The organism is Streptomyces sp. NPDC053755 (genome assembly GCF_040677675.1).
Taxonomy (GTDB): domain Bacteria; phylum Actinomycetota; class Actinomycetes; order Streptomycetales; family Streptomycetaceae; genus Streptomyces.
The window spans coordinates 1-25,584 of record NZ_JBFASK010000038.1 but is presented as its reverse complement, the minus strand read 5'-3'; the positions used below and the strand labels follow the sequence as shown (position 1 = coordinate 25,584).

Here is a 25,584-nt window from a genome sequence, read left to right as displayed (position 1 = left end):
GCCGGAGCCAGGCCGGCACACGCGGACCAGGGCCGCGGGAGGCGCAAGGCTCATTCCCGCCTCCCCGGACCGGCCGGGAGCCGGCGGGCCGATCTGACCGGAAACGGACGGCCGGCGAGCACACGCCGCTCAGGGGCTGTGGCCGCCGCCCTCGACCCAGGACTCGGCCAGCTCCGCGGGCCGGCGCAGCACCCGCTCGACCGCGGCCGCCAGTCCGGGATGGTCCAGGGAGCGCAAGGTCCGCAGGTCCACGGTGGTGAGATCGGGCAGGTGTGGAAGCCGACCGGCATCCCGGTCGACACCGGTCGCCCATTCCGTGTACTCCAACACCCTCGGCTCCTCCTCACCGACGCCTGTCCCCCACGGTCGTAGCGGCGGACCGGTTCTTCCCGACGCCAGGAAGTCGGAAACCCGTTCGACTCAAGTGCGCCCATGCACGCCCCCGTTATCCAGCCGCCCCGGAAGCGGCTATCCGGCCGTCTCGCGCCCCACCCACCACGGCGGCGCGATACGGCGGCGCTCGTCCCCGCCGAGCCTGCCCCGCGGCGGCCCCGGATCCGCGGACACCTCCGCCAGCAGCTCCCTCGTCCGGGCGACGTCGCTCCAGTCCACCTCCACCAGCGCGGCCACCAGCCGCTGCCACTGCTCGGCCGCGGCCCGCAGCGCCGTGCGGGCCCGGCCGTCACGCCCCATCAGCCGCAGCACGGCTCCCTGGGCGTGCAACGCGCGGGCGCCGGTGATGGTGCCCGGGGTGTCCCCGTGAGCGGCCCGGGCGGCCTCCCACGCGCGTTCGTACGCCGTGAGGGCGTCACCGAGGACGCCGTCCCGGGCCACTTCGCACAACTCCAGTCGCACTCGCCCCAGTTGCAGCCACACCTCGGCGCTCAGAGCCGGGTCTCGCGTGGTCCGTGCCGCCTGTTCGAGCAGATGGCGGCTCTCGTACAGGTCGGGGAGGAAGCCGGCCCGGTGGAAGCGCAGGGCCAGCACGCTGCCGATCAGGATCCGGGCGCGGGCACGTTCCGGGGCGTCGGCGGGGAGCCGGGTGAGGGCCTCGCGCAGGACGCTCTCGGCCCGGTCGACCGGCGCGGTGCCGGTGCCGGCGGCGGCGCGCCGCATCAGGGACGCGCCCCAGCCCAGCAGGATCGGGCCGCGCCGCTCGCTGTCGGCGGAGGCCAGCTGGATGGCCTCCTCGTAGGCCGTGTCGGCGGCCGCTCCGTCCCCGACGGCGTCGTACAGCCGGGCCCTGGCCGTCGTCCAGCGCAGTCGCAGGGCGGCGCTGTCGCCGAGGGCCCGCCCGGCGCGTTCGAGCACGGGGGCGATCCGGTCCGGGGCGGCGCGCGCGAGGTGCAGGGCGTCGGCCAGGTCCAGCAGGACGGGCCCGCTCTCGGCCAGGTCGAGAGCGGCCGTGAGTTCGGCGACGGCGGCGGGACCGTCCCCGCGGGCGAGCAGCAGGCGACCGCGGCGCAGGCGGAGGAGAGGGTGCCGGGTCTCCGGCCAGTGCCGCGGTTCGCCGCCGAGCGCGGCCAGGGCGGCGTCCAGGTGTCCGCCGTCCTTCGTGTGGCGCCACAGACCGTGGTGCGCGACCGCGAGTTCCAGCCGGGCGTCGGCCCACTCCTCGCCGCCGGTCACGGCCAGCCCGGCGGCCCGTTCCAGTTCCGCCACGGCGCGCGTGAGCAGGTCGTGCCGCCGCCGGGTGCCGCGCACGGCAGCGGCCTCGGCCTCGGCGTACAGGATCCGTCCGAGCAGGAGCCGGGCGCGTACGGCGTCCTCGGCGAGCGCTGCCTCGGCCTGTTCGCGGGCGGCGCTCAGCAGGGCCGGGTCGGACTGGTCGCGCCCCTGGACGAGCAGGCGTTCCGCCTCGGCGAGGGGTTCGGGGGTGACGAGATCCGGGTGGTAGAAGCGGAGCACGCGCGCGGGGATGCGGGCGAACAGCTCGGGGACGGGCCCCGTCGGGCCCGTGTGCTCCTCGGAGTCGTCCGGCGGGGCGGTCGTGTCGGTGTCGGGCCCCTGACCGGCGAGCCGGGCGGCGGCGAAGGCCGGGAAGTTGCGCGTGCCCTGGCCGAAGTGGCGCTCGACGTACGCCGAGCAGTGCTTGAGCACGAGGGCGGCGGCGCCCCGGTCCAGCGAACCCAGCAGGTACTGCTGGACGCCGGGAGGGTAGGTGAAGCAGGGGTACGGGGTGGGTCCGGGCAGTTGCCTCAGGAGCCCGCTCAGCAGGACCTCGGCCAGTTCCATGGGGCCGGTGTCGGGGAGCATCGCCCGCTGGACCAGCTGCATGACGGGGAGGGTCAGCGGGGCGGCCGCGAGATGGACGGCGAGCCGCAGGGCCCCGGGGGAGGCTCCGGCGCGGAACGCGCTCAGGAGGCGTTCGTCGGCGGGAACGCCGCGGGACGGCGCCGCGGGCGGTGCCGTGGCGTCCCGTCGTACCGCCGCGGGGTCGATCCGGGCCGCCCAGCCGCGGACCGCGCCCGGCCCGTGACCGCTGAACAGGCGCGCCCAGGACGCGAAGGCCTCCGGGGTCGGGGTGAGCACGGGGACCGCGCGGCTGTCGGCGGGGACGGGTTCCCAGGGCTCGTCGTCCGGCTGGAAGACGGTGTGGCCGCCGGGGGCCGACGGGCGTACCAGCGTGCCGGGTTCGACGGGCAGGGCGGTGCGCGGCCACAGGCGCGGCGGCAGCGGCTGCACGAGGGCGAGGGGGGACGGGCGGGGCCACTGGTGGATGAGCCGCTGGACCGCGCCGCGTTGCCAGAGCGGGCCCACGCAGTCGCTGACGATCAGAGTCAGGCGCCGGCCGGTGGGGTCGTGCAGCTGGTCGGCCGGCCGCAGCCGGGGGCGGCCGTCGGAGCCGGAGGTGGTGGTGACGAGCGGGGGCCCGTCGCCGGTGTCGTACAGGCGGTGGACCTGGACGTCGCGGAAGGCGCCGGACTGCTGGCAGGCCTGGCGCAGCTCCTCCACCATCCGGGACCAGACGACCATGGCGGGGCCGGTGTCCATGAGGAGCTGGATGTCGGGGCGGCGGCCGGCGGCGGGGCGCAGGACGGGGGTGAGGATGCCGGAGGCGGCGGTGCGCTCGGCGGTCGCCTCCTCGTCGAGGAGCCCTTCGCCCGGCCGGGGCGGGAAGGGGGTGTAGTGCCGCAGGGGGCGGAGCGCCTTCTGCAGTCCGAGGAGACCGGGCAGGGCGTTCGCGCCGGGCGCGCGGACGGGCAGGGCGGACCCGGGCCGCAGGGGGGTGCCGCCCCGGCCCGTGCCTCCCGCGTCCGTGTGGAGGGAGACGGTCTCGCGGGGGCGGTCGCCTTCCAGTTCCGGTGCGGGGCCGGTCCCGGAGGTGGTTTCCGCTGCCGTACCGGTGGCCGGTTCTCGCCCCTCGCCGTGGGGAGGGGCGGCCATGGGGGCCGGGGGGCTGCCGGGTTCCGGGTCCCGGGGTGCGGAGGGCAGCCACCGGGCCAGCCAGACGGCGTCCGCCACCTCCTCGGCGGTCGGGTCGTGGCCGCCGGCCCGCAGTCTGCGGGTGAGTTCTTCCAGATGCATCCGGTGCATCCGGCCATCACCTCGGCTGATCGAGCGGCTGCATGAGCATGTCCGCGATGCGTTCCCTGGTCACCCGCTCGGTGCGCGGGGCGTGCTGGGTGAGGTAGAGGGCGTTGAGGAGCTGGTCGGTGGCGATGACCTCGCCCGGCTCGCGGTTCAGGAAGCGGCTGACCAGGGCCTGTTCGTCGGCCGCGGCCCGGGCCCCGAGGTGGGCCTCGATCATGGCGCCCAGCTGCTCCTCGCCCGGCGGTTCCAGTTCGAGGCGGATGCAGCGGCGCAGCAGGGCGGCGGGGAAGTCGCGTTCGCCGTTGGAGGTGAGCACGATGAACGGGAAGGTGGTGCAGCGGATCCGTCCGCCGCGCACGGGCACCTTGCGGCCGTCGTCGGTCAGCACCTCGACCACCGGTTCGCGGTCGGCGAGCCGCTCCAGCTCGGGGATGGCGAACTCGCCCTCCTCCAGGGCGTTGAGCAGGTCGTTCGGCAGGTCGAGGTCGCTCTTGTCCAGCTCGTCGATGAGCAGGACGCGGGGCTGCTCGGAGGGGAGGAGCGCGGTGCCGAGCGGTCCGAGCCGGATGTACGAGCCGATGCCGGCCGGGGTGGCGGCGGGCACGGCGGATCCGGCCTGGGCGCGCTCCAGCTGGACGTCCTGGAGGCGTCCGATCGCGTCGTAGCGGTAGAGGCCGTCCTGGAGGGTGGAGCGGCTGACGATCGGCCAGCGCAGGACCCGGCCGAGCCCCAGTTCGTGGGCGACGGCATGGGCGAGGGTGGACTTGCCGGTGCCGGGGTTCCCGGTGACCAGGAGCGGTCTGCGCAGGTAGAGCGCGGCGTTGACCGCGTCGGTCTCGGCCGGGCGGGGGTGGTGGTTCTGGACGAGCCGGCGGCGCACTCCCAGGCGTCGGTCGGAGCCGGGGTCGACGGTGGGGTCGGTGTCGTCCGGTGCGGCGCCGTCGGGGCCGGTGTCGTCGCGGGCGGCGGTGAAGTCGCGCCACGGCGGCGGGGGAGGTAACCGCCGTATCTCGTCGTGCGGATGGCCGGCACCACGGTAGATCCGCCAATCGCTCACGCTGGGCTCCTCCTGGCTGTGGTGTGGTGGCCGGGCCCGTCGAAGGTACCGCTCGGCCGGCGGAGCTGCCGATGCTCAAACCGGACCAATTCTCCCGGTGTCCGGCCCCGCCGGGCCGTCATGGGGCGTCCTCGCCGAGCATCGCCGGGCCCTGGAGCGGAGGGTCGTGCGGGGGCCGGTCGGGCGGGTCGTAGAGGACGGCGAGGTTCTCGGCCCAGGCGTAGGCGGACCGGTCGCACGGATCGGCCTCCTCGTCCCCCGCCCTGATCCGCAGCGTACGGACGGGCCGGTGCAGTCCCTCCCCCTTGCCCGCCTCCCTGAGCAGCCGGCCGGCCTGCTCGTGGAACGCGCCGCAGTCGGTGTGGGCGTGCGGTCCGGTGCGCCACAGGGCGAGGGGGTGACCGGCGGCCAGCGCGGCGGCCATGGCCTTGAGGCCGTCGCCGCCGCCCACCCGGCCGCAGTAGACCGGAACGGCGCCGTCCGCCGCGTCGGAGAGCCGGGCGTACGCCTCCCTGGGGGTCTCACGCCGCAGGCGCGCGGAGTGCGCGTCATGCTCGCGCGCCCCGTCGCCGACGACTTCGGCGCGCAGCGGCACGGCCCGCAGCGGCCCGTGCTCGGCGGTCCTCCAGCGGGTCAGCCACTCGTGCGACGGGGGCCGGAGGCGGCGGGCGGCGTCACGGATGACGACGATGCGGCGCTGGCCGAGCGTCAGGGAGAACTCGTCGACGAGTTCGTCGTCCGAGGAGGGCCGCCAGCTGTCGACGGGCAGGTCGAACAGCTCGCGGGGCAGCACCGCCTCGACGGCGGCCAGGTGTTCGCCGCTGTCGCCCCGGCGCAGCGCGTCGGTGAGGGGCGCCCGCAGGGTCTCGGGCAGCCGCTCGCGCTCCACGCCCCGGTCGTCGCCGTGCAGCGGGCTGACGGTGTGTCCGTCGAAGAGCAGCTTGACCCGCCACGGGAAACGGGTGCCGTAGTGGGGGGTGTCGATCTCCACCAGGACGTCGGCGCGTGCCCGGGGCTCCCGCACGGTGGCGGTGGCGGCCGGGCGGCCGGGGGTGAGGAGCTGGGCGATCTCCTGCCGGATCGCGGGGTGGGCCTCCACGGCCTCGTCGGTGATCCAGCGGGTCAGGTGCCGCACGGCGGGGCCGTCGCCGTGCAGGTCGGTGACGTGGCGGGCGACCAGCGCGGCGTAGAGGAACACGGCGTTGAGGCCGAGGTCCTGGATCGCCTCCCGCACCGGGTCGCGCAGTTCGTGGAGGAGGCCCACGCCCTCGCGCCAGGTGCGCGGGTCGGCTTCGAGGACGGACCGGAAGTCGTCGTGCAGGACACGGCGCTTGACCTCGTCGACGAGCGTCATCACCTCGCCCGGCCCGGTGGGGGGCGGCAGTTCGGCCAGGCGACCGTAGAGGTGGATGCGGCGCCCGGGGCCGACGCCCTGGGTGGTGGGCGGTCGCAGCCGGATCTGCTCCCTGGTCCAGTCGGGGTCGCCGGAGAGCGAGCGGTACCGGCCGAGGTGGTGCCGGTCGTGGTCGCGCATGACCTCGTGGAGGATCTCGCCGCCGGGCACGTCGTGCAGCTCGCGCAGGGCGGTGAGGGGGACGGCGGCGCCCTCGTCCCTGCCCCGCCCCTTGTTGAGGCCGATGACGGCTCCCCTGCCGAGGTCGACCACCGGCCCGCCGGAGCAGCCTTCCACGGGCAGCGTCCAGCGCAGCAGGAGCGCTGCGCCGTCGACGGCGTGGGCCTCGCCCACGGCATGGCGGACCCCGGCCCTCCCGGTCTGGAGGGACCAGCCGTGCAGGCTCACCGGGATCGGCCGGGTGATCACCGGCGGGCGTTCGCTGAGCCGGACGCAGGAGACGTCCAGGGCGTCGGGGACGTGGACGAGCGCGATGTCGGGGAAGTCCCAGCGGTCCGGCGGCTGCTCGGGCCGCTCGGGGCGCGGCTTGGCGAGGACGACGCGGCCGGTGGCGGTCACGCCCTGCCCGGTGATGCCGACGGCCCGCTCGTGTCTCCACACGGCGCTTCCCCCCTTGGCCACGACGTGGGCGCAGGTCAGGACCCAGCCCGGGGCGATGAAGAAGCCGGAGCCCCAGTACCGGTCGCTGCGCCGCTCATACCCATCGGCGGGGTCGGAGATGCGCACCAGGGCGGAGCGCACGAGAGCGTCGAGGGCGCTCATACGGCGCCATCGGCCGCCGGGCGGGGAGGCGGGCCGGTGTCGGGCGCGGGGGGCGCCTGGCCCGGGGCGGGGGCCTCGGCCGGGGCGGGGGCCGGGCCCGGTTCGGTCCAGGTGAGGGAGACGGACACCGACGCCGTCCCGCCGCCGTCCGCGAGGACGCCGATCACCTTGCCCGCCTGGGCCGACAGCTCGATGCCGAAGCTGACGGCGACCTCCACCGGCGCCTGCGGGTCGAGCCCGGCCCGCAGGGAGCCGACCACCCCGCGCACGACGTCCGTGAGTCCGCCGGCCATCGAGACGACCCGGTCGCCTATCCCGGTGTCCTGGTAGCCGTCTCCCCGGTCGAGTTCCTCCGCGCCGCTGACGCGGGCCCAGACGGGCGTCCCGTCGTCCAGCCGTATCCGAGCGATCCCATGCGTCACAGTGGCCCCCCGCTCCCCGGAACGATGATGAAGAAGGCTAATCCGTGCCGCTGACGAGCGCGAGGGGCCGTGGAACACACGGCCTATCCTGATCGCATGTACTTCACTGACCGTGGCATCGAGGAACTGGAGAAGCGGCGCGGCGAGGAGGAGGTCTCCTTCGAGTGGCTCGCCGAGCAGCTGCGTACGTTCGTGGACCTCAACCCCGACTTCGAGGTGCCGGTCGAGCGCCTGGCGACCTGGCTCGCGCGTCTGGACGACGAGGACGAGGACGACGAGTAGGACCGCCTGCCACGCGGGGGGATGACGGACGCGCGGGACCGGGGCGGACGCGCGGGGCGGGGCGGGACCGGGGCGGGGCGGGACCGGGACGTCCCGGGGTCCCCGCGCCTCAGGCTCCGCGGATCCGGTCGTAGACGAGACCGAGACCGCCGTGCGCGACGAGCACCGCCCCCGCCGCCGCCCAGCCGCCACTGCGGCGGGAGAGGCCCCAGGCGAGGAGCGGCAGACCCGCCCCCAGCTGTGCCGCGCCGAGCAGGCGGGCCCGGGGCCCGCGCAGGTACGGACCGAGACGGCCGTCCTCCACCGCGGCGAGTTCCGCCCGTACGGCTTCGCGCCAGCCGGACCACTCCAGCTCCTCGGCCCCGTGGGCGAGGGCGACCGAGCGGAGCCGGTCGGCGCTCTCGCCGGGGGTCAGCCCGGTCGGCAGATCGAGTCCCACACGCGCGAGAACGGCGGTCAGGCCGATGAGCCTGCTGTGCGCGTCGGCGTCCTTGTCGGGCTCGGTGAGCGGCTCCAGGTCCTGGACGTCCAGGACGGGGTCGAGGGCGAGGCGGGCCGCGAAGGTGCGCATGGCCTCGTCCTCGCCGACCGGGGTGCCCGCGGCCAGCCAGGTGTAGCCGACGGTGCGGCGGAACCCCGTGGCCAGGGTGAATCCGGCCCGGTCCGCGTCCCACCAGAGCGCCAGGACGGGCCAGGTGGCGGCGGAGACGGCCAGTGCGGTGGCCCAGCCGGTGACGACCCGGTCCACGGGTTCGCCGCCGTGGAGCCACGGCTTCCCCTCGGGGACGATCACGCTCCAGTCGCTCCCGGCCGGGGAGAGGAGCAGCTCCTCCCGCAGCAGCTGGGCCGGTGGGCGGACCGCCGCCGGCTCGGCACGGCAGAGCAGCAGGGCCCCGACGGGGCGTGCGCCGGATGTCGCGTTCATGGCCCATACGCTAGGTCAATTTGTCCCTGTACGGGGTATTGCGGGGGCGCGAGGGCGAGCCGGAGGACCCCGCCCGCCCCTCGGCGGGGTTGACTTCCGCCGACCGCGATATATCGTGTCTTCTCAGAGACGCGATATGTTGCGTCCCGCGTCACCGCGACACGACCGCGCACCGGGCTTCGCGGGTCGCGCACCGCGTCATCGATACGGGAGGTCAGCACCATGACAGAGTGGTCCGTCGCCGAGCCCAGGAAACTCACACTGCCCGGCCCCGTGACCCGGCTCCGGGTGCGCGTCGTCAACGGCACGGTGAACGTCGTCGGCACCGACGAGGCCTCCGCGCGCCTGGAGATCTCCGAGATCGAGGGACCGCCCCTGATCGTGACCCAGGACGGCTCGACCCTGACCGTCAGCTATGAGGACCTGCACTGGAAGGGCTTCCTCAAGTGGTTCGACCGCCAGGGCATGCGCCGTAGGGCCGTCGTCTCCGTCGCCGTCCCGGCGGGGGTGGACGTCGAGGTGGGCGTGATCGGCGCCGGCGCGGTGGTCTCCGGCATCCGCGGCCGTACGGACATCCGCGGTGTCACGGGGGACACCACGCTCGTCGGCCTCTCCGGACCGGTCCAGGCGGAGAGCGTCTCCGGCAGCCTGGAGACGCAGTCGGTCACGGGCGCCCTGCGGATCAACTCGGTGACCGGTGACGTGACCGTCATCGAGGGGGCGGGCGCCTCCGTGAAGGCCGAGACGGTCAGCGGGGACATGGTCCTCGACCTCGACGTCACCGATCCGGCCGCCCCGCCCGCCGACATCCGGCTGGCCAGCGTCTCCGGCGAGATCGCCATCCGGCTCCCCCACCCGGCGGACGCCGAGGTGGAGGCGAGCACGACGAGCGGCGCGGTCTCCAGCGGCTTCGACGATCTGCGGATCGGCGGCCAGTGGGGCGCCAAGAGCATCACCGGCACCCTCGGAGCCGGCCGGGGCACGGTCAAGGCGACGACGGTCTCCGGCTCGATCGCCCTGCTGCGCCGCCCGGACCCGGTCGCGTCCGACGACGTGGACGCCGCTCCCCCCTCCGCGTCCGCGCCCTCCGGAAAGGTGCTCTGACATGCCGCCCGTCTTCGCCCACGGCCGACTGCGCCTCTATCTGCTCAAGCTCCTGGACGAGGCCCCCCGCCACGGCTACGAAGTGATCAGGCTCCTCGAGGAGCGCTTCCAGGGCCTGTACGCCCCCTCGGCGGGCACGGTCTATCCGCGCCTGGCCAAGCTGGAGGCCGAGGGTCTCGTCACGCACGCCACCGAAGGGGGCCGCAAGGTCTATTCGATCACCGACGCGGGCCGGGCCGAGCTGGCCGGCCGCGGCGGCGAACTGACCGACCTGGAGCGGGAGATCCGCGAGTCGGTCTCCGAACTCGCCGCCGAGATCCGGGACGACGTGCGCGGGGCGGCCGGCAAGCTGCGCAGCGAGATGCGCGCGGCGGCGAGCGAGTCCCGGCGCCGGGACTCCTCGTTCGCCGACGCCAAGGAGGAGCTGCGCCGCGCCGCGCAGGAGTGGAAGGAGCAGACCCGCCAGGCCCGCGAGGAGGCGCAGTCCGCCCGCCGCGAGGCGAAGGAGTTCCAGCGCATCGCCCGGCAGGTGCAGGAGCAGGTCCAGGACCGGTTCGCCCGCGGCGACTGGCCGACAGGCGTCTGGGAGGGCCTCTCGGACATCACGGCCCAGCTCGGCGGCCTCGTGACGGGGACGCACCAGAAGGCCGCGGCGCAGAAGCCCGAGGCCCCGGAGCGGGCCGCCTCGGAGTGGGCGAAGGACCACACGCCCACCGGCGACCCCGCCCGCGATCTGGACCGGCTCCTCGACCGCTTCCGCGACGACGTCCGCGACGCGGCACGGGACCACGGGGTGAGTCCGGACCAGCTGGCGCAGGCCCGGGGCCACCTCTCGGCGGCGGCGGAGCGCATCACCTCACTGCTCCACCCCGACCGCAAGGACTCGAAGACGGGCTGAGGAGACGCCGGAGGCGGCCGGGACGACGGCGGGAGCCGACGGCCGGAGCGACGGGGGACGACCGGAGCCGACGGGCGAGCCGCGCGGGCGGCTCCGTCCGTCGGCCCCGGCGTACGGAAGGTCCGGCGCCGTCGGTCCGGCGGCACGTCACGAGGCGGTCAGGACGATCTTCCCGAAGAGATCGCCCGAGGCCATCTTCTCGAAGCCCTCGCGGGCCCGGTCCAGCGGCAGCACGTCGTCGATCACCGGGCGCACGCCCGTGGCCGCGCAGAAGGACAGCAGGTCCTCCAGCTCGTCCTTGGAGCCCATGGTCGAGCCGACGACCTTGAGCTCCAGGAAGAAGATCCGCGTCAGCTCGGCGTGCGCCGGCCGGTCGCCGCTCGTCGCGCCCGAGATCACGAGGGTGCCGCCGGGCTTCAGCGACTTGACCGAGTGCGACCAGGTGGCCGCGCCGACGGTCTCGATGACCGCGTCCACCCGCTTGGGCAGCCGCGCGCCCGGCTCGTACGCCTCCAGGGCGCCGAGCTCGACGGCCCGCTTGCGCTTGGCCTCGTCGCGGCTGGTGGCGAAGACCCGCAGGCCGGCGGCCTTGCCGAGGACGATCGCGGCGGTGGCGACCCCGCCGCCCGCGCCCTGCACGAGGACCGAGTCGCCGGGCCGCACCCCGGCGTTGGTGAAGAGCATGCGGTACGCGGTGAGCCAGGCGGTCGGCAGGCAGGCGGCCTCCTCGAAGGAGAGCTCCGCGGGCTTGGGCAGCACGTTCCAGGCGGGGACGGTGACCCGTTCGGCGAAGGTGCCCTGGTAGCGCTCGGTCAGGATCGAGCGGGGCTCGTCCGGCCCGACGCCGTGACCGGTCTGGCCGATCACCGAGTGCAGGACCACTTCGTTGCCGTGCTCGTCGATGCCCGCCGCGTCGCAGCCGAGGATCATCGGCAGCTTCTCCTCGGGGAGCCCCACCCCTCGCAACGACCAGAGGTCGTGGTGGTTGAGCGAGGCGGCTTTCACGGTGACGGTGGTCCAGCCGGGGCGGGCCTGGGGCTCGGGACGTTCGCCGAGCTCGAGTCCGTTCAGGGGCTGGTCGCGGTCGATGCGGGCGGCGTAGGCAGCGAACATGACCTTGAGCGTAGGGTCAGCGGCTCCGTGACGGAACCTCGCCCCGGTGTGACGCATGTCCCTGGCGGCAGCCCTCACGGCCGTCCCGCCGGCCCTTCCCGGACACACGAAGGGGCCCCGTCCTCGAAAGGAACGGGACCCCTCTCACACCCCTCGTGTGTACCGCCGCGTCAGCGGCGGGCCACGCCCTCGGCACGGGCAGCGGCCGCCACCGCGGCCGTGACCGCCGGGGCGACGCGCTCGTCGAACGGCGACGGGATCACGTAGTCGGCGGCGAGCTGCTCGCCGACCACGTCCGCCAGCGCGTTCGCCGCGGCGATCTTCATGCCCTCGGTGATCCGGGAGGCCCGGACCTGCAGGGCGCCCGCGAAGATGCCCGGGAAGGCGAGCACGTTGTTGATCTGGTTCGGGTAGTCCGAACGGCCGGTCGCCACGACGGCCGCGTACTTGTGCGCGACGTCGGGGTGGACCTCCGGGTTCGGGTTGGCCATGGCGAACACGAAGGCGTTCGGGGCCATCGAGGCGACCGCGGCCTCCGGGACCGTACCGCCGGAGACGCCGATGAACACGTCGGCGCCGGCCAGGGCGGTCTCCAGGGAGCCGCTGATGCCGGCCTTGTTGGTGATCTCCGCGAGCTCGCGCTTGACCGGCGTGAGGTCGTCACGGTCACGGCTGACGACGCCCTTGCGGTCCGCGACGGCCACGTCGCCGAGCCCCGCCTCCAGCAGGAACTTGGCGATGGCGACCCCGGCCGCGCCGGCCCCGGAGATGACTCCGCGCAGGTCACCGAGGGTCCGGCCGGTCAGCTTCGCGGCGTTGCGGAGCGCGGCGAGGGTGACGACGGCGGTGCCGTGCTGGTCGTCGTGGAAGACGGGGATGTCCAGGCGCTCCTGGAGCTTGCGCTCGATCTCGAAGCACCGCGGCGCGGAGATGTCCTCCAGGTTCACTCCACCGAAGGACGGGGCGAGCCGGACGACGGTCTCCACGATCTCGTCGGTGTCGGTGGTGGCGAGCGCGATCGGCACCGCGTCCACGCCTCCGAACTGCTTGAAGAGGATGGCTTTCCCCTCCATGACCGGAAGCGATGCTTCCGGGCCGATGTCGCCGAGTCCGAGCACTGCCGTTCCGTCGGTCACGACCGCGACGACCTGCGACTTCCAGGTGTAGTCGTGGACCAGCTCCGGCTGCTCGGCAATCGCGGTGCACACCTTGGCGACTCCGGGCGTGTACGCGAGGGACAGGTCGTCCTTGTCCCGGAGCGGCACGGTGGCCGAGATGGCCATCTTGCCGCCGCGGTGCAGCGCGAAAGCCGGATCGAACGGCTCGTCCTGAGCCCCTTCCGGACTGTCGCTGCGAGGGTTGACGATCTCCGCTGCCATTGGGTTGACCCCTTAAGTCTTCATCATTTGAGGGTGGCCGCTCCTGGTTGAGGAGGGGTGGGCGGGTCCCGCGGCCACCGTGTCTGGCAGCCGCGCGGGCGCGCCGCACAACGCGCCCTGAGCCCCGGATGAGGGGTGTAAGGATCCTTCTTACCGGACAGACGGCACCGCGGACGAGTCCAAATTGGAGCGGTGATGCGACTCATACGGCCGTATCGTCACCTTGTGTTGGGTGGACACATCACCCAATGTCCTGACTGATACCCGAGGGCGCTCAATCGCGCGCTTCGTGTCGTCCGAATGGCGAGATCAACCGGAGATTTTCCGGTCTGCCACACGTATCCCCGGAGAAGGTCCGGCCCTGTCGGACCGGCCCGTCCGGGTTCGGGGGTCACCCGTTATCCGATTTTGACATGCGGGGCCGCCTGTTTGGGGCGGTCCGAATGGCAAGATGCCGTAATCACACGAGGTCGCGACACCCGAAGGTGCGTGCGCGGCCTATGGCAACTCCCTCACACGCCGGAGGAACCCGACCATGACCGCACGCTCCACGCGCTGTACGACCGCCGCCAAGACCCGTACCTCCCGTCTTGCCGCGGTCGCCGCCATCGCGGTCGCCGGCTCCATGCTGCTGACCGCCTGTGGAGACCAGACCGAGGGCGCGAAGACCCCGGAGGCCAGCGCCACCGGTGGCGCCTCCAAGGCTCCTCTCTTCGCGAAGCTGCCCGCCGACATCCAGAAGGCCGGCGTCATCAAGGTCGGCACGGACGCCACCTACGCCCCGATGGAGTTCAAGAAGGGCGCGGAGATCGTCGGCGTCGACCCCGACATCGCCGCGGCGCTCTCGAAGCAGCTCGGCGTGAAGTTCGAATTCACCAGCGGCACCTTCGACACCCTGCTCACGGCCCTGCCGACCGGTCGTACGGACATCGTGATGTCCTCGATGACCGACACCAAGGCCCGCCAGGAGGGCCTGGACGACAAGGGCCAGAAGACCGGTACCGGTGTCGACTTCGTCGACTACTTCACCGCCTCCACCGGCATCCTGGTGAAGAAGGGCAACCCGGAGAACATCAAGTCGCTCGACGACCTGTGCGGCAAGAAGCTGGCCGTGCAGCGCGGGACGACCTACGAGCAGGCCGCCAAGGACCTGGCCGAGAAGTGCAAGAAGGACGGCAAGCCCGCCCTCACCTTCGAGTCCTTCCCGACCGACGCCGAGGCCCAGACCCGTGTCAAGGCGGGCGGCGCCGTCGCCGACCTGAACGACTCCCCGGTCGCCGCGTACATCGCGCAGACCGCGGGCGGCGGCAACGACTTCGAGGCCATCGCCAACAAGACGGACGCCGGCCTCTTCGGCATCGCGGTCGACAAGAAGAACACGCAGCTGCGCGACGCCCTGAAGGAAGCCCTTGACGCCATCATCAAGGACGGCACGTACAAGGCCGCCCTCGACAAGTGGAACGCCGGTGACGGCGCCATCCCCGCAGCCAAGATCAACGGCGGCTCCTGACCCCCACGCACCACTGAAGGGCAGTCGCTGTGACTGACAAGCTCGACAAGGTTCCCGCCGGGGCGTCTCCCGCCCCGGGCGGGATCCCCCCGGAGGCCATCAAGGCCATTCCGGTCCGCCACTACGGCCGCTGGGTCGCCGGCGTCGTGGTCGTCGCCCTGCTCGTCCTGCTCGCGTTCGCCTTCTCGCAGGGCGACGTGCGCTGGGCGACGGTGCCGGAGAAGCTGTTCGACCCCAGCATCCTGGAGGGCCTGGGGAACACGATCCTCATCAGCGTCGCCTCGATGGCGCTGGGCCTGGTGCTGGGTGTCCTCTTCGCCGTCATGCGGCTCTCGAAGAACCCCGTGACCAGCACCGTCGCCTGGCTCTACATCTGGGTCTTCCGCGGCACGCCGGTCTATGTGCAGCTGCTGATCTGGTTCAACCTCGCCCTGATCTTCCCGATCTTCAACATCGGGTTCTACAAGGACGAGATGACCGATGTCATGACCCCCTTCCTGGCCGCCCTGCTGGGTCTCGGCCTCAACGAGGGCGCGTACATGGCGGAGATCGTCCGGGCCGGCATCCAGTCGGTCGACGAGGGCCAGACGGAGGCGTCGCACGCGCTGGGCATGAGCCAGGCCAAGACCATGCGGCGCGTGGTGCTCCCGCAGTCGATGCGGGTGATCATCCCGCCGACCGGCAACGAGTTCATCAACATGCTGAAGACCTCGTCGCTGGTCGTGGCCGTGCAGTACCCGGACCTGCTCCGCGCCTCGCAGGACATCGCGTCGACCTCGTTCGCGGTGATGGAGATGTTCTTCGTCGCCTCGATCTGGTACCTGATCCTGACCTCGGTGTTCAGCGTGGGCCAGTTCTACCTGGAGCGGCACTACGCGCGCGGTTCGCTGCGCTCCCTGCCGCCCACGCCGTGGCAGAAGGTCAAGGCGAACCTGGTCTCCCTCTCCAACTGGCGGCGGTGAAACACATGACGGCAATGGTGAAGGCCGAGGGCGTCCACAAGTCCTACGGTGCCGCCCACATCCTCAAGGGCATCGACCTCGAGGTGAACAACGGCGAGGTGTTCTGCCTGATCGGCCCGTCCGGGTCCGGCAAGTCCACCTTCCTGCGGTGCATCAACCACCTGGAGAAGATCAACTCGGGTCGGCTGTACGTCGACGGCGAGCTGGTGGGGTACCGCCAGAAGGGCGACAAGCTCTACGAGCTGAAGGACAGCGAGGTCGCCGCCCAGCGCCGTGACATCGGCATGGTCTTCCAGCGCTTCAACCTGTTCCCGCACATGACGGCCCTGGGCAATGTCATGGAGGCGCCGATCCAGGTGAAGGGCGAGTCGAGGGCGGTGGCCCGCGAGCGGGCCGAGCGCCTGCTCGACCGCGTCGGCCTGGCCGACAAGGCCGGGAGCTACCCCGCGCAGCTCTCCGGCGGCCAGCAGCAGCGCGTCGCCATCGCCCGCGCGCTGGCGATGGAGCCGAAGCTGATGCTCTTCGACGAGCCGACCTCGGCGCTCGACCCGGAGCTGGTGGGTGACGTCCTGGACGTCATGCGCGACCTCGCCGAGTCGGGCATGACGATGGTCGTCGTCACCCACGAGATGGGCTTCGCCCGCGAGGTGGGCGACTCGCTCGTCTTCATGGACGGCGGCGTCGTGGTCGAGTCCGGCCACCCGCGCGAGGTTCTGGGCAACCCGCAGCACGACCGGACGAAGGCGTTCCTGTCCAAGGTGCTGTAGGCGGTACGACGGGAAGGGGCGGTACGGATGCCCGTACCGCCCCTTCCCGTACGTCCGGGCCTGCTCCCGCGCGGGCGGCCTACCGCACCGCGAGGACGAGGGTGTCGGAGGGCGAGGCCCAGACCGGCCGGGCCTCGGCGAAGCCGGCGGCGCGCAGGATCTCGGCGTGACGGCGGGCGGAGGGCGTGTCGCCGTCGGCGTGCTCGCCGTAGATCTCGAAACGGCGCGCGGTGGGTCCGGCGAGGACGGGGTCCGCGGCGGCCAGCGCCCACCACTGCGCCCAGTCGAGGGCGCCCTCGGCCCTGGCGCGGTCCATGACGGCGTGACGGTGGGCTCGCTCGGCGGCGTTGATGCGCGGTGTGGTCTCGTCGATCATGTGGTCGGCGTTCATGAAGACGCCGCCGTCGCGGACGAGACCGGCGAGCTGCCCGTAGAGCGTGGTGAGCGGCCCGGTGTGCAGCCAGTGCAGCGCCGTGGCGGTGAGCACGGCGTCGTACGCGTCGTACGGGAGCCGCGTCACCCAGTCCGGGTCCTTGAGGTCGGCGGTGACGAAGGTGGCGCGCTCCTCGCCGGCGAAGTACCCCTCGGCGATGGCGAGCAGCGCGGGGTCGAGGTCGACGCCGGTGGCGACCGCCTTCGGGAACCTCTTGAGGAGCCTGTCCGTGATACTCCCTGTACCGCACGCCAGGTCCAGGACGCGGGGCTCCGGTCCCACCACGGCCTCGACCATGTCGAGCATCACGCGAAACCGCTCCTCGCGGTCCGGCATGTACCACTCCTGCTGACGGTCCCAGCTCCGCTGCCAGGCCGCCCAGTCGGTTCCGGTCGTCGCCGCGTCCGTCATCGCCGAACCTCACCCTCTTCGTAATACCCTCGAAGGGGAAACAGCTGTTACCCCCTGCGCCACCGACCCTAGAACGCCGGAGTAAGGACTACAAGTGGAACTGGCCTATTACTCGGATTACGCCGTGCGTCTGGTCAACACCGAGGAGCCGGCTCGCGGCAAGGACGCGCTCACCTCCGTCGAGGCGGTCCGCGAGCTGTTCGGCGCGGCGTCGCAGATGGCCCGGCGGACCACGGACGCGGACGTGACGCGCTTCCGCTCGGTGCGCGCCCGGCTGCGGGCGGTCTTCACCGCGGCCGACGAGGGCGACCACACCCAGGCCGTGGACCTGCTGAACTCCCTGCTCCTGGAGTTCCCGGTGAGCCCGCAGATCTCCGGGCACGACTACCTCGACGACGAGGGTCGGCCGCGCTGGCACATGCATCTCGCCGACCACCCGTCGAACGCGACGGCGGGCTACGCGGCGATCGCCGCGATGGGTCTCGCCTTCCACCTGACGGAGTTCGGCGCCGACCGGCTCGGCCTGTGCCAGGCCGGGCCGTGCCGCAACGCCTATCTCGACACCTCGACCAACCGCTCGCGCCGCTACTGCTCGGACCGCTGCGCGACCCGGGCCAACGTCGCCGCCTACCGGGCCCGCAAGCGCCTGGAGGCCGAACGGTCCGACCGCGAGGACGCCGCGGACCGGGACGACCGGGTCGAGGCCACCGGCCTGACCGCCGAGAACAGCCACGCGAGCAGCACGGCAGGCGAACGCCGGCGACCGGGCGTCACCGGGCGGTAGCGCGCCCTCACCCGGCCGAGCACCATCTCGGCGGGTACGACCCCGAAGACCCGGCTGTCGCCCTCGGCGCCGGGGTTGTCGCCGAGTACCCACCAGCCCGCGTCCCGTCGCTCGATCAGACGCTTCACGATGAGCAGGTCCTGCTGGAGCGGGTGGCGCAGCACGGCCACGCTCCCGGGGCGCGGCAAGGCGCCGTAGTGCACCAGCAGCCGGTCGCCGTGGAGCAGCGTGGGCACCATGGACACCCCCGTCACCTCGGCGATCCCGAACAGGGGGCCCGACCCCCTCCCCGGCTCCCGCCCCGTTTCCGTCATCCGGCACCTCCCGGTCCGATCGTCCACTCGTACACGAGACCCATGGTGACCCTGGACTTTTGTCCTAAGCCCCAGGGGGCGCTCGCGAAAACAGGCTTCTCGGGGAGTAATCTCCCACCTGAGAAGACGATCACGAGGAAGGACAGCTGCATGCTTTCCCGCCTGTTTGCCCCCAAGGTGAAGGTCAGCGCCCACTGCGACCTCCCCTGCGGTGTCTACGACCCGGCCCAGGCCCGGATCGAGGCCGAGTCGGTCAAGGCCGTTCAGGAGAAGTACCAGGCCAACGAGGACGCGCACTTCCGCGCCCGCGCCACGGTCATCAAGGAGCAGCGCGCGGAGCTCGCCAAGCACCACGTCTCGGTGCTGTGGAGCGACTACTTCAAGCCCCCGCACTTCGAGAAGTACCCGGAGCTGCACCAGCTCATCAACGACACCCTGAAGGCCCTCTCGGCCGCCAAGGCGTCGACGGACCCGAAGACGGGCGAGAAGGCTCTCGAGCTCATCGCCGAGATCGACCGCATTTTCTGGGAGACGAAGAAGGCCTGACCTTCCTCCTTCCGCGTACGGCCCGAAGGGGCCCGCCCGGCGACCCCGGGCGGGCCCCTTCGGCGCGCGGCCACGGCCACCGACCCGGCGGACCGTCAGGCCGCCCCGCCGCCGCGTTCCGTCAAGCCGTCCGGTCATCGGGCCGTCCGGCCATCTCGCCGTCAGCGCGTCAGGCCGTCATCACGCAGGGCCCCGCGGACATCCCGTGCCGCCGCAGCCACCGCCGGTACGGGGCAGCCCGCAGCGCCGCCTCCCGGTAGGCCGCCGCGAGGTCCGCGTACAGCGGGTCCAGCGGAAGCCCGGGGCGGGCGTACAGCAGCAGACGGACGCCCAGCGGGTCGTCCCGCAGCGGGCGGATCGCCATGTCCTCCCGCGGGCCCGACGTGGGCTGACAGGGCGCCACGGCCTCACCGAGGACGATGAGGGAGGCCGCCGTGTGGTAGTCCCCGTGCAGCAGCGGCGGGTCGATGCCGGCCTCGTGCAGCACCCGGCGCAGGCCGTCCCATTCGCCGTCCACGGTCGGATCGACCATCCACCGGTCCTGGGCGAGGTCGGCCAGCTCCACCACCGCTCGCCCGGCCGCCGGGTGGTCACGGGCCATCGAGACGAACTGGGGCTCCCGTTCGATGAGGACCCGAGCCTGGAGGCCCTCCGGCACCCGCAGCGGGCACCCCTCCACCTCGTGCACGAAGGCGACGTCCAGCTGGCCGGCCGCGACCGCGCGCAGCAGGGCGTTGGCGGAGACGTCCATGTGGAGCGCGATGTCGGTCCCGGGGCTCCCCTGGCGCAGCCGGCGCAGCCAGCCCGGGAGTGCCCGGCTGGCGGTCGACCCGACCCGTAACAGCGGTCCGTCGGCGCGGGCCGCCGCCGCCCTGGTCTCACTGATCAGCGCGGCCATCTGGTCGACCAGGGGGCGGGCCCTGCTCAGGACGGACCGGCCCAGGGGCGTGGGCCGGCAGCCGGTGCGGCCCCGGGAGAAGAGCTCGGCCCCCAGGGCGTTCTCGATCCGGCGCAGCTGGGTGGTCAACGAGGGCTGGCTCATACCCAGTTGACGCGCCGCCTTGTGCAGGCTCCCGGTGTCCGCGATGGCGCAGAGCACGCGCAGATGCCTCACCTCCAGCTCCATGCCCCGAGAGTAGGACGGCGTCCCGAGTCGCACCAGACACCCGTGTCACAGCAATTCGCTTATGTGCAAGGGTGGTTGGGGCTCATGGCACGGGGGGTGATGTGTTCGGGCTATCGGGGGCTGCCATCATCCGCGGCGGCCCCGGCTCCCCCGACACTCTCCCCAACCGACCAGGAGGAGCCCCCCCCATGAGACACCCCAAGGTCCTCACCGCCTCACTCGCCGCGACCCTCGGTCTCGGCCTCGCCGCCGCACTCGGAGCCGCCCCCACCGCCTCCGCCACCACGCTCGCCGCTCCCGCCGCCGCGGCCCCGGCCGGGTACGCGGCCTACGCGGGGTCCGCCGAGGACGCCAAGGCCAACAAGGCGTTCTTCGACGCCGTCGTGAAGTCGGTGGCCAAGAAGCGGGCCGCCGCCCCGGGCGCGGCCGCCGTCACCGTCGTGTACAGCGCCGCCAACGCTCCCTCGTTCCGGACCCAGATCGCCCGGAGCACCCAGATATGGAACAGCTCCGTGGTCAACGTCCGGCTGGTGGAGGGCAGCAACCCCGACTTCCGCTACTACGAGGGCAACGACTCACGCGGCTCGTACGCCAGCACGGACGGCCACGGCAGCGGCTACATCTTCCTCGACTACCGCCAGAACCAGCAGTACAACTCCACCCGTGTCACCGCCCATGAGACGGGACACGTCCTCGGCCTGCCGGACCACTACTCCGGTCCGTGCAGCGAGCTGATGTCCGGCGGCGGCCCCGGCACCTCGTGCCAGAACGCGCAGCCGAACTCCCAGGAACGCGCCCGCGTCGACCAGCTGTGGCGCTACGGCCTGGCGTCGGCGTTCAAGACCCCCTGATCCTCCCGGCTCACACCGGCGGCACCGAACCGCTCGCATGACGCACCCGAGGGCCACCGACGGCAGAGCCGCCGTCGGTGGCCCTCCCCTGTGGCTGCCCGGCGGGTGGACCGGCGGGCGGCCGTCGGGACGGGCCGTGGGGCCCGGTCAGGCGGCCTGCAGCGGACGGCGGCCGAACGCGGCCCCCTCGGGCAGCTGGCGCCTGACCCGGTCCAGAGCCTCCTCGAAGTCACCGCCCGCGATGCCGGATTCGTAGGCGGCGCCGCCGTGGTGCAGGGTCAGGCTGAGGTCCACGCGTTCCCCCAGGGTCAGCAGGCAGCCGAGGGTGGCCTGTTCGGTGGCCCCGTCGAGGACCACGGGGAGGGGGAGGTCCCATTCCAGGACGCACCCGGTGAGCGCCTCGCCGCTCCCGTCGGCCGCGCGCAGCGCGCCGAAGCTCTCGCCCGTGTACGAGACACCCCTGATGCGGGTGGACACCTGACGGCCGTCCACCGTGATGACGATCGCTTCCGCGCCGCCGCGGTCCCGGTACCAACCGGTCCAGACTTCTGTCGACTCCGATGACATGCGCGGACTGTAGCGGTATGACCGGCTCCGCCGCGCGGCCGGTCACCCAGGGGCCGGACTTCTCCCGGTCTCGCCGTTCTTGCCGGTGACCTGCGTGGTAGTGGCTTCCGTGCCGCCCGGCCCGTCGTCGTCATCGCCGGGGCCGCGCCGCCCGGAGGGCGTCCCGGCGCCCTGCGGCCGGCCGGCGCCATCGGCGTCCTCCCGCTCGGCCTCGGGCGGCAGGGAGCCGTCCGCCTTGCGCCCGAAGAGCGAGCAGTCCGAGTAGGGGCACGGCCGCGCCTCCCAGAGCGGCACCCAGGCCCCCAGGACCTTGTGCCGTCTGGCGACCGTACCGACGGACCGTCCGCAGGCCGGGCAGACCGGCTCGGCTTGTGAATCGTGACCGGTGTGACGTCCCTCCGTGCCCATACCTCCAGGGTAGGGCGCCCCCCTTGTCACCGCTTCCTGGTGTACGCCCGCCGGAGCACCGGGTCGTGTCCGTAGAGCCTCGCCCGGGTCATGACGGCCCACGGCGGACGCCGATACTGTCCGGACACTCCCCAGGGCCGGGGCCGCGCGCCCGGCTCATCACGGTTCCGCGCCCGGCCCGGGACGCCGGACATCCGCGTCCACCCGGGCGCGGGGATGCCGGGCGACGCCGAGCGGGTCCGGCCCCTCCACCTCACGCTGACCGGGCTCCTCCCCGGCCACCGCACGGTGGCCCGCCTGCACGTCGGCCGGGAGCCCGACGACCTGATCGGGACGGTCGTCAGGCTGGATCGTGCCGGAGGACCGGCCGCCGCTCACCGCGTCCGGCGGGTGACGAACTCCGCCAGGGCCAGCAGATCCCCGGCCGCCGACAGATCCGGCACCGCACGGGCCAGCTGCTGCACGGCCCGGGCCATCCGGTCGGCGGCCTGGGCCTGCGCCCAGTCCCGGCCGCCCGCCCGCTCGACCGCGTCCGCCGCGGCCCGCACCGCCGGACCGTCGAGCACGGGACGGGAGTAGAGAGCGGCCAGCTCCTCGCCGGCCGCGGTCCCGGAGGCGAGCGCCGCCACGACCGGGAGCGACTTCTTGCGGGCCACGAGATCGGCGCCGGCGGGCTTGCCCGTACGGTCCGGGTCGCCCCAGATCCCCATGAGATCGTCGATCAGCTGGAAGGCGAGCCCGGCCTCCCGGCCGAACGCGTCCATCGCCGCCACCTCCTCCTCCCCCGCCCCCGCGTAGAGGGCGCCCACCGCGCAGGAGCAGCCCAGCAGGGCTCCCGTCTTGGCCGTGGCCATCGCCACGCACTCGTCCAGGGAGACCTCGTGCGGGGCGCGCTGCTCGAAGGCGCAGTCGGCCTGCTGGCCGGCGCACAGCTCGATGACGCAGGCGGCGAGCCGGGCCGACGCCGCGGCGGACGCCGGATGGCAGTCCTCGGCGAGCAGGCGCAGGGCCAGGGCGAGCATGGCGTCCCCGGCGATCAGCGCGTCCGGGATCCCGAACACGGTCCACGCCGTGGGCCGGTGCCGCCGGGTCGGGTCCTCGTCCACGATGTCGTCGTGGAGCAGGGTGAAGTTGTGGGCGAGCTCCACCGCGGCCGCCGCTCGCACCGCCGGGGCGGGGTTCCCGCCGAACGCCCGGACGGCGGCGAGCACGAGCGCCGGCCGGATCGCCTTGCCCGCCTGCCCGGTGGCCGGCGTGCCGTCGGCGTGCTCCCAGCCGAGGTGGTACATCGCCACGCGCCGTATCGAGCCGGGCAACGTCTCCACGGTCGAGCGCAGTTGGGGATGGACGGCGGTCCTGGTCTGGTCGAGGAACGCCGCGGCGTCCTGGCCGTCGTCCGTCGTGGCATCCGCGCTGGTCGTCGTGGTCACGGTCACCTTCCCTGTCGGTGTGGCTCGGTTCTCTCCCTCGGGCGCGCCGGGGCCCCCTCCGGCCGATTCGCGCGCCTTCGGGGACGGCCCGGGGGCGGGGCGCGGGCCCCGCCCTCACCGGGTCAGCGCCAGCGGCTGACCTCCACGTTCTCCAGGACGCCGAGGGCGTCCGGCACGAGCACCGCGGCGGAGTAGTAGGCGGTGACCAGGTAGGAGATGATCGCCTGCTCGTCGATGCCCATGAAGCGGACCGACAGGCTCGGCTCGATCTCGTCGGGGATGCCCGACTGCTGAAGGCCGATCACGCCCTGGTCCGCCTCACCCGTGCGCATGCAGATGATCGACGTGGTCCGCGCGTCCGAGACGGGGATCTTGTTGCAGGGGTAGATCGGGACCCCGCGCCAGGTCGGGATGCGGTTGCCGTTGACGTCGATGGACTCGGGGACCAGGCCCCGGCGGTTGCACTCGCGCCCGAAGGCGGCGATGGCGCGCGGGTGAGCGAGGAACATCTTGGAGCCGCGGCGGCGCGAGAGCAGCTCGTCCATGTCGTCCGGGCTGGGCACGCCGTCGTGGGGCTGGAGCCGCTGCCCGTAGTCGCAGTTGGAGAGGAGGCCGAACTCCCGGTTGTTGATCAGCTCGTGCTCCTGGCGTTCGCGGAGCGCCTCGACCGTGAGCCGCAACTGCTGCTCGGTCTGGTTCATCGGCTGGTTGTAGAGGTCGGCGACACGGCTGTGGACCTTCAGCACGGTCTGGGCGACCGACAGTTCGTACTCGCGGGGCGAGGCGTCGTAGTCCACGTACGTGTGGGGGACGACCGCCTCGCCGACGTGGCCGGCGGAGAGGTCGATCGCGGCCTCGCCGTACTTGTTGGTCCGCTGGTGGGGCAGCGCGGCCACCGAGGCGAGATGGGCGGCGAGCGAGGTGGCGCGGTCGGCGAGGTTGCGCACGTCGTCACGCGTGAGTTCGAGGACGGTGCACGCGGTGGCCGCGCGGGCGCTCCACTCCCAGGAGGCGCCCTCGTGGGTCAGCGCCCCGTCCCCGAAGTAGGCGCCGTCGGCGAGGACGCCGAGGATCGCCTCGTCGCCGTAGGGGCCCTCGCCCAGCTGCTCGACCTTGCCGTGGGCCAGCAGGAACACCCGGTCCGCGGGCTGGCCCGCGGTGGCGATCACCTCGCCGGCCGCGAACTCCCGCTGCCGGCAGCGCGCCGCCAGCTCCGCGAGGGCCTCCTCGTCGTCATATCCGCGCAGGGCGGGGAGTTCACCGAGCTCGGCGGGGATGACCGCGACGCGCTCGCCGGTCTGCACGAACGTGACCCGCCCGTCCCCCACGGAATAGCTGAGCCTCCGGTTCACCCGGTACGTACCGCCCTGGACCTGCACCCACGGCAGCATCCGCAGCAGCCACCGGGAGGTGATCTCCTGCATCTGCGGAGCCGACTTGGTGGTGGTCGCCAGGTTCCGCGCGGCGGCGGTACCGAGACTCTGCTGCGGACCTGCCTGATCCACGCGGACCTCGTCGCCAACCGAACCAACGGACATGGAACTCCCTCTCGTATGACTGACCTGCGAGAGGAAGCCTTTCAGCACGGAGAGTGCCTGCGCCATTACACAAATGAGTGGGCATGGACCGGCGCCGACTGGGCATGTCCCCTGATTCCACTCGAACAGCCCCGCCCCCGTCAGCCTCATGGCCCCCTGTCCGGATCGGCTCGCACACGGCCCGAACGGATGGTGCGGAGCAGAACACTCCGGTACTCCGGTACCAGCGTCTCCTCCCGTTCCGCTCTTCCGAAGGAGCCGGTCCATGGCACCACCCCTGTCCGCGAGCAGATTCCTCGCCGCACTGCGCCGCGAGGGCTGCTCGGTCGTCGAGGTCGGCGACTGGAGAACCCACAACCGCAACCACAAGGGCCCCTGGGGCCCCGTCCACGGCGTGATGATCCACCACACCGTCACCCGCGGCACCGCGAACACGGTCCGGCTCTGCCGCGACGGCCACGCCTCGCTGCCGGGCCCTCTCTGCCACGGGGTGATCGCCAAGGACGGCACCGTCCACCTGGTCGGATACGGGCGCGCGAACCACGCGGGCGCCGGGGACGACGAGGTCCTCCGGGCGGTCATCGCCGAGCATCGGCTGCCGCCGGACAACGAGGCCACGGTCGACGGCAACCGCCACTTCTACGGCTTCGAGTGCGAGAACCTCGGCGACGGGAAGGACCCGTGGCCGAAGGTGCAGCTGGAGGCCATCGAGAAGGCGGCGGCCGCGATCTGCCGGGCCCACGGCTGGAACCAGCGCTCCGTCATCGGACACCTGGAATGGCAGCCGGGGAAGGTGGACCCGCGGGGCTTCACGATGGCGTCGATGCGGGCCAGGATCGGCGAACGCCTGAGGTAGCGGCCCGGAAAGGGCCTCGGACGGCGGGGCGGCGCCCGCCCGGCCCGCCCGCACCGCCGGGCCGGCACCGAACCGGACCCGGCAGCGGGCCGGCCCGCTGCCGGACGACCGACGACGGCCGCGGTGGACAAAGAGCCGGTGAACGCGGTCGACCACGCCCGCGCCCCGGTGGGGCCGCGGCTCCCCCGATC

The 25,584-nt window shown here is 73.1% G+C and carries 24 protein-coding genes and 1 pseudogene; 10 read left to right on the top strand and 15 right to left on the bottom strand.

All coding sequences use genetic code 11. From position 1 onward, the window contains the following. Positions 1–129: 129 nt before the first annotated feature. The 5 genes from AB0K65_RS27680 to AB0K65_RS27660 form a co-directional block, all read right to left on the bottom strand. Positions 130–330: a hypothetical protein gene (locus AB0K65_RS27680; RefSeq protein WP_365721149.1), complete on the bottom strand. Its 201-nt coding sequence runs from the start codon at positions 328–330 to the stop codon at positions 130–132. A gap of 138 nt (positions 331–468) precedes the next feature. Further along, positions 469–3,537, bottom strand: a complete 3,069-nt coding sequence (locus AB0K65_RS27675; RefSeq protein WP_365721148.1) for an SAV_2336 N-terminal domain-related protein — start codon at positions 3,535–3,537, stop codon at positions 469–471. Positions 3,538–3,544: 7 nt separating this feature from the next. Beyond that, complete coding sequence (locus tag AB0K65_RS27670) at positions 3,545–4,591, bottom strand: MoxR family ATPase (protein ID WP_365721146.1); 1,047 nt, start codon at positions 4,589–4,591, stop codon at positions 3,545–3,547. A 118-nt stretch (positions 4,592–4,709) separates the two neighbouring features. Further along, entirely contained in the window at positions 4,710–6,767 is a 2,058-nt protein-coding gene (locus AB0K65_RS27665) for a trypsin-like peptidase domain-containing protein (RefSeq protein ID WP_365721144.1), read from the bottom strand. Next, positions 6,764–7,189, bottom strand: a complete 426-nt coding sequence (locus AB0K65_RS27660; RefSeq protein WP_365721142.1) for a CU044_2847 family protein — start codon at positions 7,187–7,189, stop codon at positions 6,764–6,766. Before AB0K65_RS27660 ends, AB0K65_RS27665 begins: the two co-directional genes overlap by 4 nt. Before the next feature lie 96 nt (positions 7,190–7,285). On the opposite strand from AB0K65_RS27660, the gene AB0K65_RS27655 reads away from it, so the two are divergent. Next, the gene (locus tag AB0K65_RS27655; protein WP_356102743.1) at positions 7,286–7,471 is read left to right on the top strand and encodes a DUF6104 family protein; all 186 of its coding nucleotides are present in this window, start codon (positions 7,286–7,288) and stop codon (positions 7,469–7,471) included. Between the two features lie 109 nt (positions 7,472–7,580). Here AB0K65_RS27655 and AB0K65_RS27650 read toward each other — a convergent pair whose 3' ends face one another. Beyond that, positions 7,581–8,396 carry a hypothetical protein gene (locus tag AB0K65_RS27650; protein WP_365721140.1) on the bottom strand — a complete coding sequence of 272 codons (816 nt, stop codon included), beginning with the start codon at positions 8,394–8,396 and terminating at the stop codon, positions 7,581–7,583. 222 nt (positions 8,397–8,618) lie between these two features. On the opposite strand from AB0K65_RS27650, the gene AB0K65_RS27645 reads away from it, so the two are divergent. Next, the gene (locus AB0K65_RS27645; RefSeq protein ID WP_365721138.1) at positions 8,619–9,500 is read left to right on the top strand and encodes a DUF4097 family beta strand repeat-containing protein; all 882 of its coding nucleotides are present in this window, start codon (positions 8,619–8,621) and stop codon (positions 9,498–9,500) included. 1 nt (position 9,501) lies between these two features. After that, the gene (locus AB0K65_RS27640) at positions 9,502–10,398 is read left to right on the top strand and encodes a helix-turn-helix transcriptional regulator (protein WP_365721136.1); all 897 of its coding nucleotides are present in this window, start codon (positions 9,502–9,504) and stop codon (positions 10,396–10,398) included. Between the two features lie 147 nt (positions 10,399–10,545). Here AB0K65_RS27640 and AB0K65_RS27635 read toward each other — a convergent pair whose 3' ends face one another. Together AB0K65_RS27635 and AB0K65_RS27630 are read right to left on the bottom strand one after the other, a co-directional pair. After that, a complete protein-coding gene (locus tag AB0K65_RS27635) occupies positions 10,546–11,511 on the bottom strand; it encodes a zinc-binding dehydrogenase (protein ID WP_365721134.1) in 966 nt (321 codons plus the stop codon). 170 nt (positions 11,512–11,681) lie between these two features. Then, positions 11,682–12,890, bottom strand: a complete 1,209-nt coding sequence (locus AB0K65_RS27630) for an NADP-dependent malic enzyme (protein ID WP_365721132.1) — start codon at positions 12,888–12,890, stop codon at positions 11,682–11,684. A 535-nt stretch (positions 12,891–13,425) separates the two neighbouring features. On the opposite strand from AB0K65_RS27630, the gene AB0K65_RS27625 reads away from it, so the two are divergent. From AB0K65_RS27625 to AB0K65_RS27615, 3 genes are read left to right on the top strand one after another with little or no spacing between them, the layout of a single operon-like run. Further along, positions 13,426–14,400 carry an ABC transporter substrate-binding protein gene (locus AB0K65_RS27625; RefSeq protein WP_365721130.1) on the top strand — a complete coding sequence of 325 codons (975 nt, stop codon included), beginning with the start codon at positions 13,426–13,428 and terminating at the stop codon, positions 14,398–14,400. Between the two features lie 29 nt (positions 14,401–14,429). Further along, positions 14,430–15,362, top strand: coding sequence for an amino acid ABC transporter permease (locus AB0K65_RS27620; protein WP_365721128.1), 933 nt, complete (start codon positions 14,430–14,432; stop codon positions 15,360–15,362). 5 nt (positions 15,363–15,367) lie between these two features. Beyond that, positions 15,368–16,129: an amino acid ABC transporter ATP-binding protein gene (locus AB0K65_RS27615; RefSeq protein ID WP_365721126.1), complete on the top strand. Its 762-nt coding sequence runs from the start codon at positions 15,368–15,370 to the stop codon at positions 16,127–16,129. Between the two features lie 79 nt (positions 16,130–16,208). On the opposite strand, the gene AB0K65_RS27610 is transcribed toward AB0K65_RS27615, so the two are convergent. Next, complete coding sequence (locus AB0K65_RS27610; protein WP_365721124.1) at positions 16,209–16,973, bottom strand: class I SAM-dependent methyltransferase; 765 nt, start codon at positions 16,971–16,973, stop codon at positions 16,209–16,211. Positions 16,974–17,067: 94 nt separating this feature from the next. On the opposite strand from AB0K65_RS27610, the gene AB0K65_RS27605 reads away from it, so the two are divergent. Beyond that, complete coding sequence (locus AB0K65_RS27605) at positions 17,068–17,757, top strand: CGNR zinc finger domain-containing protein (protein WP_365721122.1); 690 nt, start codon at positions 17,068–17,070, stop codon at positions 17,755–17,757. Here the strand turns inward: AB0K65_RS27605 and sodX are convergent. Further along, positions 17,679–18,071, bottom strand: a pseudogene (gene sodX / locus AB0K65_RS27600) (nickel-type superoxide dismutase maturation protease); the annotation flags it as partial. The gene AB0K65_RS27605 and the pseudogene sodX sit on opposite strands and share 79 nt — an antisense overlap. Before the next feature lie 150 nt (positions 18,072–18,221). Here sodX and sodN point away from each other — a divergent pair. Next, positions 18,222–18,617: a superoxide dismutase, Ni gene (gene sodN, locus AB0K65_RS27595; protein ID WP_215065625.1), complete on the top strand. Its 396-nt coding sequence runs from the start codon at positions 18,222–18,224 to the stop codon at positions 18,615–18,617. Between the two features lie 169 nt (positions 18,618–18,786). On the opposite strand, the gene AB0K65_RS27590 is transcribed toward sodN, so the two are convergent. After that, positions 18,787–19,743, bottom strand: a complete 957-nt coding sequence (locus AB0K65_RS27590) for a LysR family transcriptional regulator (protein WP_365721120.1) — start codon at positions 19,741–19,743, stop codon at positions 18,787–18,789. 188 nt (positions 19,744–19,931) lie between these two features. On the opposite strand from AB0K65_RS27590, the gene snpA reads away from it, so the two are divergent. Then, entirely contained in the window at positions 19,932–20,594 is a 663-nt protein-coding gene (gene snpA / locus AB0K65_RS27585) for a snapalysin (protein WP_365721118.1), read from the top strand. A 147-nt stretch (positions 20,595–20,741) separates the two neighbouring features. Here the strand turns inward: snpA and AB0K65_RS27580 are convergent, their stop codons facing one another. The 4 genes from AB0K65_RS27580 to AB0K65_RS27565 all read right to left on the bottom strand — a co-directional run bounded on the left by AB0K65_RS27580 (position 20,742) and on the right by AB0K65_RS27565 (position 24,537). After that, on the bottom strand, positions 20,742–21,161 hold the full coding sequence (locus AB0K65_RS27580) for a DUF6304 family protein (protein ID WP_365721116.1): 420 nt from the start codon (positions 21,159–21,161) through the stop codon (positions 20,742–20,744). A 42-nt stretch (positions 21,162–21,203) separates the two neighbouring features. Further along, positions 21,204–21,569, bottom strand: a complete 366-nt coding sequence (locus tag AB0K65_RS27575; protein ID WP_365721114.1) for a hypothetical protein — start codon at positions 21,567–21,569, stop codon at positions 21,204–21,206. Positions 21,570–21,943: 374 nt separating this feature from the next. Further along, positions 21,944–22,999 (bottom strand): family 2 encapsulin nanocompartment cargo protein polyprenyl transferase, encoded by a 1,056-nt coding sequence (locus tag AB0K65_RS27570; RefSeq protein ID WP_365721112.1) that lies wholly within the window; start codon positions 22,997–22,999, stop codon positions 21,944–21,946. A gap of 122 nt (positions 23,000–23,121) precedes the next feature. Then, positions 23,122–24,537 carry a family 2B encapsulin nanocompartment shell protein gene (locus tag AB0K65_RS27565; RefSeq protein WP_365721110.1) on the bottom strand — a complete coding sequence of 472 codons (1,416 nt, stop codon included), beginning with the start codon at positions 24,535–24,537 and terminating at the stop codon, positions 23,122–23,124. Positions 24,538–24,802: 265 nt separating this feature from the next. Between AB0K65_RS27565 and AB0K65_RS27560 the strand changes: the two genes are divergently transcribed. Further along, a complete protein-coding gene (locus AB0K65_RS27560) occupies positions 24,803–25,393 on the top strand; it encodes an N-acetylmuramoyl-L-alanine amidase (RefSeq protein WP_365721108.1) in 591 nt (196 codons plus the stop codon). Positions 25,394–25,584: the final 191 nt, after the last annotated feature.